Below are 14,939 nucleotides of genomic sequence, written 5' to 3' on the forward strand. Positions count from 1 at the left end.
ATTCACAAGACGTCAATTAGTTGCTTGGTGCAGGACAAATGTCACAGTCTGCAGAAGCTGTATTCGTCGCTTGAGTATTATCGATTTTCAAGAAACCAACCGCTGTCACAGTATCACGGAAAGATTGTGTTTCTGCATTGCTAAATGCCGTTGGGATATAACTACCAGTATAAGACTGACATTGATCCGAAGCGAGTTCGATATTATCTACCACTTTCACGTCATCAGAAGTATCCTCAGGCGTACCTGAGTCATCCACAACAGAAACATTCACTAAAGTAAGTCCAGGCGTTGTGTTACATACCATTCCCGAGAAGCTCACTTCTGCAATGATACCGTTTTCAGTAAGTTTGAAGCCGCTTTCACATGATTTCGTTACACTAATCATTGGAGACAAGCTCAATGACTCACATGGATCACTTGCGGTATCAGTAATGGTCGCTTGGCCACCCGGAGTCGCAGCTGCTGTGACTCTTACCGTATTAGTTAGACCGTTATTTGTACTTTCAAAACTGCCGCTATATGAAGCACTGTCACCTGAAGCAATGGCACCTAAGCTATGTGTAGTACCTGCTTCTAAATCCTCTACAACAACATCGTATAGCGTACCAACACCATCATTAATCACGTCGCCGCTGTATGAGTAAACGTAACCATCTTCTGTATCATTCACGACCGCTTGATTACATGTTTTGGTGATATCAACACTACACAACTCAAAGTCACCAACCACGAAGTCTTTCAACTGAGCGGTAATACTGCTTGATGCTCTTGTTTCGGCTGCAAATGAGCTAAAACAGGTGTCTGTTTGTAGAAGTTCAGTAAGGTTTACACCACCTTCAAAGAAGGTTTCTGGAGGGAAGACATTTTCGACACCACTTTTTGGCGTATACGCCCATGGTGCAGGTGAGTCAGTTGTATTGGTTGAAGCACACACATCTTGCGCGCCCGGTGAACACAGTGCATTTGTCTTAACTTTCAAACGTAAGTTTGTCGCAGCACACTGACCATCTTGTGGATTATTGTTATCAGCTTTCGCACAAGTTGTGTCCCATTCAAGAACCAAAATTTCTGGCCCCTCATTTGCCCCTTGCAAATAATTCACCTGAATCAAAAGGTCGCCAGCAATATGTTGACCAGTGAATGTACCGTCTGGGTTTGTACTGACTGAGTCTTGATAAAACCAAAAACCTAAGAAGGCATCACCGCTGTTACCAAAGCGGTCTGCACCAAAGGTGAGTACAAGGTCATTATTAATGTTGTATGCCGCTGCATACGCATGAAGAATATCCCCTTTATCGAGTACCGTCCCAGTCTTCCAACCGAGTTCTGGTATGTCTTTGATGTCTTTATTACCACCAGTAAAGATTGTATCCGGTGTTGCCGTGTCATTCTCAAAGCTAAATACTAATGCTCCACCACTGTTTGGCGGCGTTGACCAGTCATCTGGAGCTCCCACTCCAGAGTCATCTATCGCATTAGCATTTGCTTCTAACTCAAATACGCCATCTGTTGGTGTTGCAAATGCAGAGCTACCTATTAGCAAACTTGTAAATATTGCATAAAGAAAGCTCTTCATCGTATGCCAGATACCTGACTTACAAGAATTCATAACCTACTCCTTAGAACGCTTCTAAAGCTAGACGAAGGTCCCTATGTCATTAATTGCCTTTTAAGAAAGAGTGAAAGCGAGATACAACTTTCGTTTCGGCTTGTATAACGCATAGAGCATGCCACTACTTAAGGTTATGATTTTATTAAACTAAATATTTTCAACAGCGAAGAGAATGAACAGAGTGTTCAATTTTAAAGAAAGAGAAAGAAAACAAAAGAGACAAAAAAACCTACGATAACAAAGATATATACGTGTTCTAGGATAATGTTACAGATTGACACTTTATTGTTTACACCTGTGACAGGTGCACAAAAACGACGGTATTGAAACTGTCCACTATGAATATGAAATAGACGCTTACTCACCTGTTCCAACTAATGTGAAGGTGATGTGTAACACCTGTTTGCATAGTGTTACATCCTTTACACATCTAATTGAATACTCATTTAACTAAAACATATTCAGTAGTTTAGCGAATAAGTTTTAGCTCAACCATTTATGAAAATATAAACAAACTGTTCACCCCTCTGTACAAAAATAAAAAATAACCAACAAATACAAAAGGTTAAATATGGAACACTCTATGCTAGTCAACCGACGCAGTTTAACTCTGTGAGAAAACTATCACGTATGTGGGCTCAAGGACGTAGCGAGCCCACTTACACAAGGAGGTTTTATGAAAACCATATTTAACTCTTGGTGGGGCAATAAGAGTTACCGTTGTTCCACTTTATGTAGCCAGAATATACTTACAGCGATCAATATCAGCAGCATGTTTAAGCTGTTTACTTGGGTCATAGCGGTTAGTTTAGTGCTGAGCTCTCAAATTGTTTACGCATCCGCTGGCGACCCTTCAAGCCGAGGCGTGCAACCAATATTTGTTGAAGGGAATAACACCTGTCAACAATTACTTCCAGGGATCGATGGTTTGATAGAATACAAGCTTGAGCCAGTTACAGACGGCACTTTCGGTGATGGCATGCTTGAAGTGGTTATTGATCAACAACCTGGGGCAAAAACCTTCAGTTGGGATCAAGGTGATAGCCCTGTGATTATGCAAGCTATCTTTGTTAAAGGTGGTCCTGACGGAAACCTATATAACTACTTCACAGATGGATTATTGTATCAAGATGATGCCTTGCTGCATTCACCTGTAGGGAAAAATGGTAGATACTATGGCTTAAGTCATATTTCATTCTGTTACACACCAGGCGTACCAGACATTAAAATCACTAAAACTTGTACATTTGGTGATATTGTCAATGGTAACACTTTGAAATACAACTATAAACTCACTGTAGAAAACACCGGTGACTTTGCATTGTATGATGTTGTGGCAACAGACACTACAGCCGTTGACAACGATATGGCTGCTGGTGACCATGTGTTCAATTTAGCGATGCTCGCCGTTGGACAAACGCAAGAGTTTAATGGTTCGTTTATTATTGACCAAAACGGTATCACTAACTATGCAGAAGTAAGCGCAGCACTTGAAACTGGTGGTGGTGTTGCGGTTTCTGACAACGCAGATTGGGAATGCCCAAGCCAAAACATCCCTGGTTCATTGTCTCTAGAGAAAGACTGTAGTGTCGTCGTCGTGAATCGATTTGAAGATACTGGTATTAATGAATACGGTCTTCAAGTCAATTACAGTGGTAGTGTATGTAATACCTCCAATGTCACCATTGACGGCATTGTCGTAATCGACAACAAAGACTCGAATCCAATCCAGGTTGGTATGCTTGCGCCTGCTGAGTGTTACGACTTTACTGGTAACTACGAGCCAATCCCAGGAGATGGTGAAGGCCTTCCATTACCGGGTGAAGAAGTCAGAGCGTTTACAGATACTGTGGATGCGAGTGGTGAAACTATCTTCGGCAATGTTGTCGTAGAAGCGATAACAGCGTCTGCAGAATGTACGCTATGTCCAACTTGTCCAGAGCCTGTTAACTGCCCTGAATAAGGTCTACTTACAACTTAATAAAACAACGCCTGACGTTAACTCGTCAGGCGTTTTCTTTCGAACTATACCGTTCTATTTATTCTTACCTTTCCCATTGTTACCAGAGTTGCCAGAATCGCCACCAGATGAGGACTCTAACTTCACTGAGACCTGAGCGGTCGAGCTGCTTTGACCATCACCTATGGTATAGGTAAAGCTGTCGTTATTTTTGAATTTCTTCTCAGGTGTATAACGCAGGGTGCCATCTGATAACAGCTCTAGTCGCCCCTTACTTGGTCTAGTAAGAGAAACCACGCTTGCAGAGTTTTGCTCTCCAACAACATCGTTTGCCATCACATCGATAATCACCGACTGTTTCGAAGACATAGTCACCTGATCATCAACAGCAACGAGCTCTGGTGATGGCGAGATTTCATTGGTTACAGAGTAGTTCACGGATGCTGCGGTTTGCAGACTTGAGTCTTCTCCGTGCGTCACGATCATCTTCAAAGCATAGTCTTTATCACTAGCCTCAACCGAAGATACGACTGATATCATTACTTGTCCGGTTTCACCTGCTGCTAGCGTGATTGCACTGCTGCTCGCTTTCCAACCAGTTGGCACTGACGCGTTTACAGAAAAACTGCTCGCTGAACAATCTGCACTATCTTTGTTGGTAATAGTGACCTGATATTGAACCTCATCGCCGGCTGCAACCGAGTGGCTTGTTGCAGCTTTCGCAGTCACTGATGGAGCATTTACAGTACAAGTCCCGATATTACCGTTGTCAGAGCCGTCAAAGACAACGCTTACTTCGGCGATGCCGTTCGCTGCACTCACCAAACTCAATGTTACACCTGAGTCTGGGTCAGTATAGCTACCACCGACCGGCATAGATGGGTCAAACCAGTCATTTCGGCCAAAAACCGCACGATATTCAGAATCAGTTTTAAAGTGAAGCAGATTACTGCTGCGCCCATCGCCTTCTACAGCGCTTCGAATGATGATGCCATCCGTAACGTCCCCACGATAGAACGAGTAAGAACGAGCATCTAAAAAGTCGTCAAACCCAATAGACTGGCGGTATTCAATGTAAAACCATTTTTTTGCACCTGTAGAAGGATCAGTACCACGAGGTACTTTTATCGTAACTGGCTGAGCACTAGTCGTCTCGTAATTCGCGATGGAGTATGTACCATTTTGAGTAACTTCCAGTGTCTTTGAAGCGTGCTCTCCCTCTAGCCATCCTAGTCGCTCGCGCTGGAAAGTATTCAAATAGCCGATGTCTGGACCACCCATTACATCATAGGTATCACCGTATTCACGCAACGTACAGTTGTCTGAAAGCGTATGCTCGCCACAATCAAGAGCACGAGAGTGATGCAAACCAAAGTTATGTCCAAGCTCATGAGCGATGTTCATCGGAGAAAAATCACCATTGATGTGCGCGCGTGAAGGCATGCCATCAATAGTTGCGGATCCAGCGACACCACATGCCGTTTTTGTCATCAAGTAAACAATACGATCGTACTCTTCAAGCTTCACTCCCGCTGCGATGGCTTCTTGATCCGCTGCATCTTGAACAGCGGTAAAATCACAAACCTGATTAGACAACGGTAAATTAAACCAACCCACGACTTTCCCAGACAGCCACATTTGATCAAAAGAGCTTTCACGGTAGAAGTCATTTACTGTGCCAAAGATTAGATTATTTGCCTCTGACAAAGTTAATGGCTGCTCATTTGGGTTTTCTTTGAAGTTCAGCAGGATAACCAATGTATTTTGCTGTCCCGTCGTACTTCCTGCTGCACTGGCGTAATGGATGCTCTGTAAACAAGCGAATATTACTAATAAAAATGACAACCCTTTATTTAGGATTGTTCTATTTATTTTAATATTTTTTATCACTGCTTCACCTAATTTTAATTTAATAACGAGTTCACCCTCCCGCCAATATAAGCAGAAATGGTAGGGTAAAATAATATAAATTTTAGGAAATAAAATGCCCTAGCCTATAAAGCCAAATATGTTCCTATATACATCAACATGGTTATAAAAGGATAACCACCAAAAATATAAGAGCCGGAATCATAGCAAAGCAACCGGTCAAAATTCAACCAGAGTGATAAGTAATTTAGGTTAAGTTTGTGTAATAATAAATTTATCCATTTTTGTCAGTTACTTAAAATAATCTTATGATTGTTTTATATGAACAGCCTTTGTATTCAACAATGACTTTAATAAATCACTTGCACTACAGCCAATTTAAATCATTAAAAATCAAACAATTATAAATTTAACTAAAACAATCTCAATTTCATCGCATAAAGTTATAACCTTTAAATTCATTAACTTAATAGCGAGTCATTCTAATAATATACCTCAACAACTCATGAGTAATATTATCCATCTTTAATTGTTAAATTTACGTTAAATTAAAGTGGTGGAAGTTTTTTGCTCACCTAGTTTTATACTCGATTAAAAGACAGACTGAGCGATACAGTGCAATATCAACTAGAGGCATATAGAGAAACAAGCAGGATATATGCACAACTTTATTTTCAATATTGAACTAAAATCACATTGATAATATAACGCTATAGATAGCAATTCAGGAAAACCTGTTAAAGAGTGATTAACTGATAATTGAGGTTGGTATTTGTACAAAAATTAATTATTCAATAATAAATGTGTATTAGAATAGTTTGACAATACCAGATAGTAAAAAACCGGCACAAGGCCGGTTTTTAGAAATAGTGGAGGCGCCTCCCGGAGTCGAACCGAGGTCCACGGATTTGCAATCCGCTGCATAGCCACTCTGCCAAGGCGCCTTTCTGATTTTGTATCTCTGTCACCAAAGGTTTTGATGGTGCCCCGGGCCGGACTTGAACCGGCACAGCGCGAACGCCGAGGGATTTTAAATCCCTTGTGTCTACCAATTCCACCACCAGGGCAACGCAATCATGCGATGGGTTAGACACCATCTGTCTCTGCGGCCTTTGCCGTGAGAACGAGGCGTACTTTAACGGATTAATTTATCTGGTCAACAAAAAATTAGTCTTTTTTATTCAAATGGTTAAAAAGCCAACTCAAACGAACAAAGGGCGATCATTTTGCTCACAAGAACATCAGCATGCTTTGCTCTCGTTTACTTTGCTTCATCACTTCATGTCAATGAGGAATCGACAAGTCGCACAAATTGGCAGTATGGGTATAAACTTAACTCGTACTGCAGGGGACAAATAAGCGCTCATCATGTTTCGAAAGTCATCATTTCAATTACCGCTACATACTGATTCCGAACTCGACTTCGTAGTGCCCTACTTCTTCCTTACTGAATTTGATTATGGACGCTCTCTGGAGCTGGGAGTCATCGAAGACTTGGATCCTGAATATACTCACCAGTATCGCGTCACACTGAGGCGCATACGCTCACTATGCTTACTACTTCGCGAACTGCTCCCTCCTTTTGAACAGCGTATTTTGAAACCTCATTTAAAAATAATGATGAAGAAAACAAATAAGCTGCGTGATTTGGACGTATTTATCTTGGACAAAAACCAATACATTGAAATGCTCCCAAATCACAAATCGTCTCTTGAGCAGCTTTTTGGCTTTATCGAAGCCGAACGTGCTTACGAACAGGCAAAAGTTACGCGTTGGCTAGCTACAGAAGAATACACAACGCACTGCACTTTGGTCAGGAATAGTCTGCTGCGAAGTACGCAACACGAACGAGTGGATAGCAACGTACCTGCGTTACTCTTCGCAAGCCAAAAAATCTCCGATCAATTTAAAAAAGTTGATAAAGCACGACGCAAGATCTCGGACAAAAGTCGTGACAGCGTGATTCATTCGATGCGGATAAAGTGCAAAGCGCTGCGTTATTTGTTGGAAGGGTTTTCCACGCTCTACCCTTCCCAACAGCACAAAAACAACGTGAAACAACTAAAACTATTGCAAGACAAGCTCGGTGACTTTAACGACACTTCAAGTCAAATTGAATTTTTCGTACAACTCAAAGAGACAGCAAATCTCAATAAACAAGATCGTAAGGCTTTGAAAAAGCTAATTAACGTGCTTAGCGAACATCATGCACTCTCTCGCCAAACCATCTTGACGCATTTAAGCCAGTTTGAGTCTTTCATTCGCGATACCAATATACAGAATCTCTACCGACCCTAAATCAAGATTCACGTATTTTTAATATTCATTAATTACAGTCAACCGTTAGGCTCCACTAAGAAAGTTAACGTGAAACCATTAAAACGATACCAATACGAGCGCTATGCGGTGCTTTGTAATCTCGCCTACCCTCGCGTCTTCAGGCAAACTCAATACGGGTTCGATCCTAATGGGCAACGAGTCATTAGAAATGAACACGGTAAGATTATGATTCGCGTGCTCTGGAGTAAAAAACAGAGTGAAGTGGTCGTAGTGATTAAAGGCTCACACAGTATCAGTGATTGGTTGTTGAACTTCGCGATGTGGACGAGAAGCTGTCGAAGGTTGGGACTAAACTATCGCATTCACGCGGGTTTCTATCATCTGTTGTTCCAAGAAAGTTTACCGAGCCGGAATGAAGATCGGTTAGGGTTGACCGTGATCGAACGCCTCGAAGGTATCGTTGTACCACTTATTCTCAGGGGGAAAAGAATCACTATTACTGGCCACTCTTCAGGTGGCGCGATTGGCAGTGTTTTTGCTGACTATATTGAGAAAAAATACCCAAAAAGCATTAAACGCGTGGTCACTTTCGGACAGCCCGCTGTCGGGGATTGGACGTTTAAGAAACGCTACCGTTTGGGGCACAAAACATACAGGATTTGTTGCGACATCGACATCGTGACCTTTATGCCGCCCGTACCTTTTTTGTATTGGCATGTAGGCAAAATGCTATGGTTATATAACGGGAGAATATACGAGAACACCCCAACGCTCATACGGCTTGGGCGCTCCTTATTTAGTTGGTTAATGCGACCGTTCTCTTATCACTTTATGAGTAAATACATTCGCGACAAAGACTTTTTTGATGAACGCTGAGTTAAACATCCGAAAGGTCTGACGTACAGACACGAAAAAGCCGGACTTCGCCGGCTTTACGATTAAGTGGTGATCTACAGAGAGGCAATTTCTTTTTCAAGTTGATATTTGTTATCTGTGACAATTCGCTCTAACACTTCAACACGTCGCTTCAAGTCACCAATTTGCTTGTTAAGGTTATCTTGTTCTTCTCGGCTCATCGTATTACGTTCAGATATCTCCAACGCTCTTACTTCTTTACGATGGTTCAAGATTAACTTTATTATCCCGCCCCCAAATATGGCACCGAACACAATAGCCACAACCAATACATCAGCAATAGATTCCATTCTTTATCTTCCTCTAGATTATGCTCAAATATAAGTTACTCATTTGCAGAATGAATATCAAACAACACATTGATTCATTGAAAAGTTTTATTAAGAATTGCCTACTCTGTATCAAAATCACAGGAATGGATCATTCAACGCCAACCCAAACCGAGACAGATCCGCCGTTTACTGGGAACTCAGCCCAACCATTCGCATCAGTCCAAACTTCTTCAGTTCGGATACCCAACTTGTCTACGTAGCGAGCACTTGGTTTACCCGTATACATCCACTTCGAGCCGCCTGGTCCATCGCTCATGATCACGGCCATTGAATGTGGATGCTCTGCATCACCTTCTCGAGTCCAACCAATTACATCCCAGTGGTCGAGATAAGAATGTTGTTTGCCATACGCATAATCTTTACGCAATGTTACTAGCTCTTTAATGTAAGGCACTTTGACCATATTGATGTCATGCCCTTTATCACTGTACTGCGCGCCGTAGTAATCTGCATAAAACACGGATGGATAACCTTCTTCACGCAATAAGATAAATGCGTAAGCGAGCGGCTTAAACCACCAATCAACCGTCGACTCCAAAGCCTGCAAAGGTTGAGTATCATGGTTTTCTACTAAGGTTACCGCTTTGACTGGATTGTCCTTCATCAGCGTACCATCCATGATTTGACGCATATCGTAGCTACCACCCGATTTAGACGCATTGTAGAAGTTCATATGTAACGGTGCGTCGAATAGAGACATGCTGCCAGAAGTTTTGGTGATAAAGTTATGCAGCTGATTCACATCGTAGTTCCAGTACTCTCCGACCGTGAAAAGTTCTTTCCCTGTTTTCCAACGTAGGTGATCAATCCATTCTTGCAGGTATTGATATTTGATGTGCTTCACCGCGTCCATTCTAAACCCATCAACACCAGTCATGTTGATATACCACTCACCCCAGTCTTTCAGCTCTTGCTTCACTTCAGGGTGATCCATGTCTAGGTCAGCGTACATAAGGTAATCGTAGTTGCCTTTTTCCGAGCTCACTTCCCAATCCCATGCCTTACCCTCGCCTTTGAATTTGAAGATAGCTTTTTCTTCGCCAGCATCGTCCCAGTCCACGCCATCAAAGTGGTACCACGTCCAATGAAAGTTTGAGTACTTATCGTTGCGCCCAGGGAAATCAAACTCTACCCACGCTTCAATCCATTTATCACCAAGTTCAATATTTCGGTTGTTCCAATCGACTCGCTTGGTGTCGACCCAGGATTTACCATCCGCACCGCCGCGATGGTTGAACACCACATCGCCATAAATCTGGATATTGTTTTTATGGGCAGTATTGATGGCGCTTAGGTACTGATCTTTGGTGCCATACTTGGTGCGCACCGAACCTTTTTGATCAAACTCTCCCAAATCATACATATCGTAAACGCCATAACCGACGTCGTTGCTGCCACCAGCACCTTTATAGGCGGGCGGTAGCCATAACGCGGTGAAGCCGTTGTCCGATAGTGCCGGCGCGTTGTTTTCAACTTGTGTCCAGAGTGCACCGTCATTTGGCACATACCAATGGAAGTACTGCATCATGGTGCCATTTTGTGCCGCCATTACAGGCGAACTGAGCAGCAAAGTTAAGGGTAAAAGTGTAGGTTTAAGGTTGAATGTTTTCATTATTTTTCTCTCACGTTAAGGACTAGAATCCTCCTTTCTGCATATACGCACCAAGCGATGCTAACTATGACGCTAGCTAGGTTGCTGCCTGTAATACAAAAAGTTCGGATTACAATCGAAGAGAAACTATCACCAATCACACTATACAATTATTGAGTTGTCTAACATTTATAAAATCAATGATTAGCGCGTTAAAAATATTGAATGGTGATCAAAACATGGGAGACTTTAGGAAAGCGCAAAGGATTACGGAAAGGCAGACTAAAAACGAAAAAAGCCAGTCATTTAAGACTGGCTTTCGAAATAGTGGAGGCGCCTCCCGGAGTCGAACCGAGGTCCACGGATTTGCAATCCGCTGCATAGCCACTCTGCCAAGGCGCCTTTCTGATTTTGTATCTCTGTCACCAAAGGTTTTGATGGTGCCCCGGGCCGGACTTGAACCGGCACAGCGCGAACGCCGAGGGATTTTAAATCCCTTGTGTCTACCAATTCCACCACCAGGGCAACGCAATCATGCGATGGGTTAGACACCATCTGTCTCAGCGACCTTTGCCGTGAGAACGAGGCGTACTTTAACGGATTAATTTATCTGGTCAACAATAAATTTTATCTTTTTGATTTAAGTGCTTAAAAAGCGATCTGCCTAGTATATTTGGCATTCAATTAGACCAATAAGCACCCGTTCCCTTTCATTAGCTATAAAGTCATACGCATACTAGTGCCCGAAACTGCTTCGAGGTAAACACGCGACTATCACGTTATGAACGCTGATCTTTTCACCGCTGTAACATCTGTAACAATTTGATTCCCTACTCTTGGCACGACTGCGTACAGAACATCATATTTTGTTACCGATAACTTTATATCGAATGTGGTCGTACCTTTATAAAATCATTGACTTTTTTTATTTTCAAACAAAGCTCAATTCATTATCGAAAATATCAATAAATAATGGTACGTTACACGAGTTGCAGTAATTTAATGGACATATATCACATATAAGGATGTGGTTTACTTTGGCGACACAACATAAGAAAAACAAGGTATATCACTAATGTCTATCAAGAATCTTTCTATAGCGAAAAAGATATCGCTATCGTTTTTACTCATTGCCATCGTCAACATTGCATTTGGCGTATTTTTATCTACAGAGCTCAAAAGCATCAAATCTGAGCTTTTAAACTATACCGACGATACGCTTCCTGCAATGGAAAGGGTCGATTCGATTCGAGATCACTTGTCTCGCTGGCGCCGAGCTCAGTTTGCTGCGTACACTTATGAAGACGCAGACCAAGTCAAAACTAAAATTTCTAACAATATTAGAGAACGCGAAAAGATCACTAGAGAGCTCAACGCTTACGGTGAAACTATCTGGCCTGGCGAAGAGCAGCAAACTTACCAGCGTCTTATGCGTCAGTGGAAAAAGTACTTGGATACTATGGACCAGTACAATGAAGCGATGCTAGCTAACGACAAAAGCAAGGCCCACCCTATTTTGGCGAACTCTTTGTCTGCTTTCGAAGCGGTTGACTCAGAGTTAGGCGAACTAATCCGTCTCCTTAAAGAAGCTATGGATAGCAACAAAACTCATATCCTGTCCTCTGTAAATGGATTGAGTAATTCTTCAATTGCAAGTAACGTGATTATTCTACTGATCATGGTAGGCATGACATACGTGCTGACTCGCCTAATTTGTGGCCCACTTAAACTTGTTGTTGAGCAAGCAAATGCCATCGCGACAGGTGATCTATCAAGTGACATTGACCGTAAAGCAATCGGCAATGACGAGCTTGGTGAACTGGCAGACGCGACCACTAAGATGCAAGATGACTTACGCCAAGTTATCGATAACGTGATTGCTGCAGTTACTCAGTTAAGCAGCGCTGTCGAAGAGATGAACCAAATCTCCGATATTTCTGCGTCTGGTATGAAAGATCAACAGCTGCAAATTACGCACATCGCAACAGCAATGACAGAAATGAAAGCGGCCGTAGCCGATGTTGCTCGTAACACTGAAGACTCAGCGAACCAAGCTAACGAAGCAAACCGACGCACACAACACGGTGTTCGTGAAACCCAAGGTATGGTTGACGCGATTCAAGAAGTTTCCAACGTAATTGGCGCTGCAGGCGATACCGTAGCAGAGCTTGAACAGCAATCGAATAAAATTAACGTGATCGTGGATGTTATCCGCGACATTGCCGATCAAACCAACCTACTTGCACTTAATGCAGCCATTGAAGCGGCGCGTGCTGGTGAGTCTGGTCGTGGCTTTGCCGTCGTTGCAGACGAAGTTCGAACGCTTGCCGGCCGTACGCAAGATTCAACGAGTGAAATCACTTCGATCATTGAGCAGCTACAATCACTTGCAAAAGACGCAAAATCAGCCACTGAACTTTCTAGAACCAGTATTTCAGAATGTGCAGAACAAGGCATTCAATCAAAACAGCTGATGAGCGACATTGAGCATTCGATTTCGGACATCTCAGACATGGGTACCCAAATCGCCACGGCTTGTAACCAGCAAGACTCTGTTGCGGAAGAGCTTAACCGCAGCATTGAAAACATACATTTAGCATCTCAAGAGGTCTCGCAAGGCTCGGAGCAAACCGCACAGGCGTGCCGCGAACTAAGCCAGCTATCCATTTCTCTTAAAGATGTAATGAGCCGCTTTAAACTGAGTTAAACTCAGTGGGTACCTTAGTAGATATCAAATCAATCCCGATTTGCTTAAATTGAATGTCATCACTGAGGTATATTTAGGTATATATTAAATCACTATCTTAATAAACGCTCCAAAGCACCACTTGGAGCGTTTTACTTCGTCAGGTACTTTCCCCAAGTACTCAATAACATAACCAATACAAAAAACGCGTACGGAGACTTTATGCGCTTAAATAAAACCTTACTATCACTGACTATCGCTGCTGCAATCGCGGTTCCTGTAATGCAAGCTACTGCTGCTCCTCTTCAAATTAGCAATACAGCAGCAAAAGCAGAGCAAGTTCAAGGTGCTAACGCTTGGCTAGAAATAAACTTAGGTCAGTTCCGCGATAATATTGAGCAGTTTAAATCGCACATGGATGGCAAAACGAAAATTTGTGCCGTGATGAAAGCCGACGCATACGGCAATGGTATCGCAGGCCTGATGCCGACTATTATCGAGCAACAAATTCCTTGCGTTGCCGTTGCAAGTAACGCCGAAGCACAAACTGTTCGCGACAGTGGCTTTAAAGGCCAACTTATGCGTGTACGCTCAGCGGATATTGGCGAGATTGAAGCCGCAATCGACCTAAATGTCGAAGAGTTGATAGGCACAGCAGAGCAAGCTAAAGCACTGTCTAAACTAGCCGAGAAAGCTGGTAAAGAAATCAAAGTTCACCTTGCTCTGAACGACGGTGGTATGGGACGTAATGGTGTTGATATGACGACAGAAGCGGGCAAGAAAGAAGCGCTAGAAATCGCTCAACAAGCTGGCGTTAATATTGTTGGTATCATGACTCATTTCCCTAACTACAATGCAGACGACGTGCGCCAAAAGTTAGCTTCATTCAAAGACAGTTCTGCATGGCTGATTAAAGAAGCGAATCTAAAACGCGACAACATTTTACTGCACGTAGCAAACTCTTACACCGCGCTTAATGTTCCAGAGGCGCAGCTTGATATGGTTCGCCCTGGTGGCGTTTTATACGGAGACTTACCGACTAACCCTGAGTACCCTTCTATCGTGTCTTTCAAAACACGCGTGGCATCCGTTCACCACCTGCCAAAAAATAGCACAGTCGGTTACGACAGCAGCTACACAACAAGCAAAGAAAGCTTAATGGCGAACATTCCTGTTGGTTACTCTGATGGTTATCCACGAAAAATGGGGAATACAGCAGAAGTTCTGATCAATGGCCAACGTGCAAAAGTTGCGGGCGTTGCTTCAATGAACACCACAATGGTAGATGTTACAGGTATCAAAGATGTTGAGCCTGGTTCTGAAGTTGTTTTGTTTGGCTCCCAACAAGGCAAAACGATTTCAGCTGCTGAGATGGAAAAACACGCAGAAGTCATCTTCCCTGAACTATACACGGTTTGGGGAAGCGCGAACCCTCGTGTCTACGTAAAATAAACCTACTCAGTTATTCGTAACAGAGCGAAAAAGCGAGCCTCGTGCTCGCTTTCTTTCTTATTTACTAATCTGTACTAGCTCGTGATGTTATCAATTGAACAGAGCTTACTATTTCTGTTGTTTTACTCTCCTTTAGCACTACCAAGTGCGACTCTCTACACTCTGTTTCTTAAAGCCGCTTGGATGGCTCATTTTTATATAGCACTTAGTGTTTGAAAGCCCCTCCAATTGATGTTAAA

At 42.7% G+C, this 14,939-nt stretch carries 9 protein-coding genes and 4 tRNA genes; 5 read left to right on the top strand and 8 right to left on the bottom strand.

The genetic code is table 11. The features are described from left to right. Positions 1 to 16: 16 nt before the first annotated feature. Positions 17 to 1,612: a DUF11 domain-containing protein gene (locus R7R78_RS04095; protein ID WP_167416012.1), complete on the bottom strand. Its 1,596-nt coding sequence runs from the start codon at positions 1,610 to 1,612 to the stop codon at positions 17 to 19. 679 nt (positions 1,613 to 2,291) lie between these two features. Here R7R78_RS04095 and R7R78_RS04100 point away from each other — a divergent pair. Continuing rightward, positions 2,292 to 3,578, top strand: coding sequence for a hypothetical protein (locus R7R78_RS04100; protein ID WP_213866317.1), 1,287 nt, complete (start codon positions 2,292 to 2,294; stop codon positions 3,576 to 3,578). A 72-nt stretch (positions 3,579 to 3,650) separates the two neighbouring features. Here R7R78_RS04100 and R7R78_RS04105 read toward each other — a convergent pair whose 3' ends face one another. From R7R78_RS04105 to R7R78_RS04115, 3 genes are all read right to left on the bottom strand, one after another. Beyond that, complete coding sequence (locus R7R78_RS04105) at positions 3,651 to 5,333, bottom strand: Ig-like domain-containing protein (protein ID WP_222711982.1); 1,683 nt, start codon at positions 5,331 to 5,333, stop codon at positions 3,651 to 3,653. A gap of 981 nt (positions 5,334 to 6,314) precedes the next feature. Beyond that, positions 6,315 to 6,388: transfer RNA gene (locus R7R78_RS04110), tRNA-Cys, on the bottom strand. Between the two features lie 36 nt (positions 6,389 to 6,424). Then, positions 6,425 to 6,511, bottom strand: a tRNA-Leu gene (locus R7R78_RS04115). A 301-nt stretch (positions 6,512 to 6,812) separates the two neighbouring features. Here R7R78_RS04115 and R7R78_RS04120 point away from each other — a divergent pair. Together R7R78_RS04120 and R7R78_RS04125 are read left to right on the top strand one after the other, a co-directional pair. Further along, entirely contained in the window at positions 6,813 to 7,742 is a 930-nt protein-coding gene (locus R7R78_RS04120; protein ID WP_213886028.1) for a CHAD domain-containing protein, read from the top strand. 69 nt (positions 7,743 to 7,811) lie between these two features. After that, on the top strand, positions 7,812 to 8,600 hold the full coding sequence (locus tag R7R78_RS04125) for a lipase family protein (protein WP_005375991.1): 789 nt from the start codon (positions 7,812 to 7,814) through the stop codon (positions 8,598 to 8,600). Positions 8,601 to 8,674: 74 nt separating this feature from the next. Here the strand turns inward: R7R78_RS04125 and R7R78_RS04130 are convergent, their stop codons facing one another. The 4 genes from R7R78_RS04130 to R7R78_RS04145 form a co-directional block, all read right to left on the bottom strand. Further along, positions 8,675 to 8,929, bottom strand: a complete 255-nt coding sequence (locus R7R78_RS04130) for a hypothetical protein (protein WP_005375990.1) — start codon at positions 8,927 to 8,929, stop codon at positions 8,675 to 8,677. A 130-nt stretch (positions 8,930 to 9,059) separates the two neighbouring features. Further along, a complete protein-coding gene (gene amyS / locus R7R78_RS04135; RefSeq protein ID WP_225473111.1) occupies positions 9,060 to 10,583 on the bottom strand; it encodes an alpha-amylase in 1,524 nt (507 codons plus the stop codon). 307 nt (positions 10,584 to 10,890) lie between these two features. After that, a tRNA-Cys gene (locus R7R78_RS04140) sits at positions 10,891 to 10,964 on the bottom strand. 36 nt (positions 10,965 to 11,000) lie between these two features. Continuing rightward, positions 11,001 to 11,087, bottom strand: a tRNA-Leu gene (locus tag R7R78_RS04145). Between the two features lie 550 nt (positions 11,088 to 11,637). Between R7R78_RS04145 and R7R78_RS04150 the strand changes: the two genes are divergently transcribed. Beyond that, the gene (locus tag R7R78_RS04150; protein ID WP_053303666.1) at positions 11,638 to 13,269 is read left to right on the top strand and encodes a methyl-accepting chemotaxis protein; all 1,632 of its coding nucleotides are present in this window, start codon (positions 11,638 to 11,640) and stop codon (positions 13,267 to 13,269) included. Positions 13,270 to 13,470: 201 nt separating this feature from the next. Next, positions 13,471 to 14,700, top strand: a complete 1,230-nt coding sequence (gene alr, locus R7R78_RS04155; protein ID WP_033907027.1) for an alanine racemase — start codon at positions 13,471 to 13,473, stop codon at positions 14,698 to 14,700. The last annotated feature ends 239 nt before the right edge of the window (positions 14,701 to 14,939 follow it).

This window comes from Vibrio sp. 2134-1, from assembly GCF_033339495.1.

Bases quoted from the DNA above. Each gene is read 5' to 3' on its own strand.
- R7R78_RS04095 (WP_167416012.1), bottom strand. From the start codon at position 1,612: ATGAATTCTTGTAAGTCAGGTATCTGGCATACGATGAAGAGCTTTCTT.
- R7R78_RS04150 (WP_053303666.1), top strand. From the start codon at position 11,638: ATGTCTATCAAGAATCTTTCTATAGCGAAAAAGATATCGCTATCGTTT.
- alr (WP_033907027.1), top strand. From the start codon at position 13,471: ATGCGCTTAAATAAAACCTTACTATCACTGACTATCGCTGCTGCAATC.
- amyS (WP_225473111.1), bottom strand. From the start codon at position 10,583: ATGAAAACATTCAACCTTAAACCTACACTTTTACCCTTAACTTTGCTG.
- R7R78_RS04120 (WP_213886028.1), top strand. From the start codon at position 6,813: ATGTTTCGAAAGTCATCATTTCAATTACCGCTACATACTGATTCCGAA.
- R7R78_RS04130 (WP_005375990.1), bottom strand. From the start codon at position 8,929: ATGGAATCTATTGCTGATGTATTGGTTGTGGCTATTGTGTTCGGTGCC.
- R7R78_RS04100 (WP_213866317.1), top strand. From the start codon at position 2,292: ATGAAAACCATATTTAACTCTTGGTGGGGCAATAAGAGTTACCGTTGT.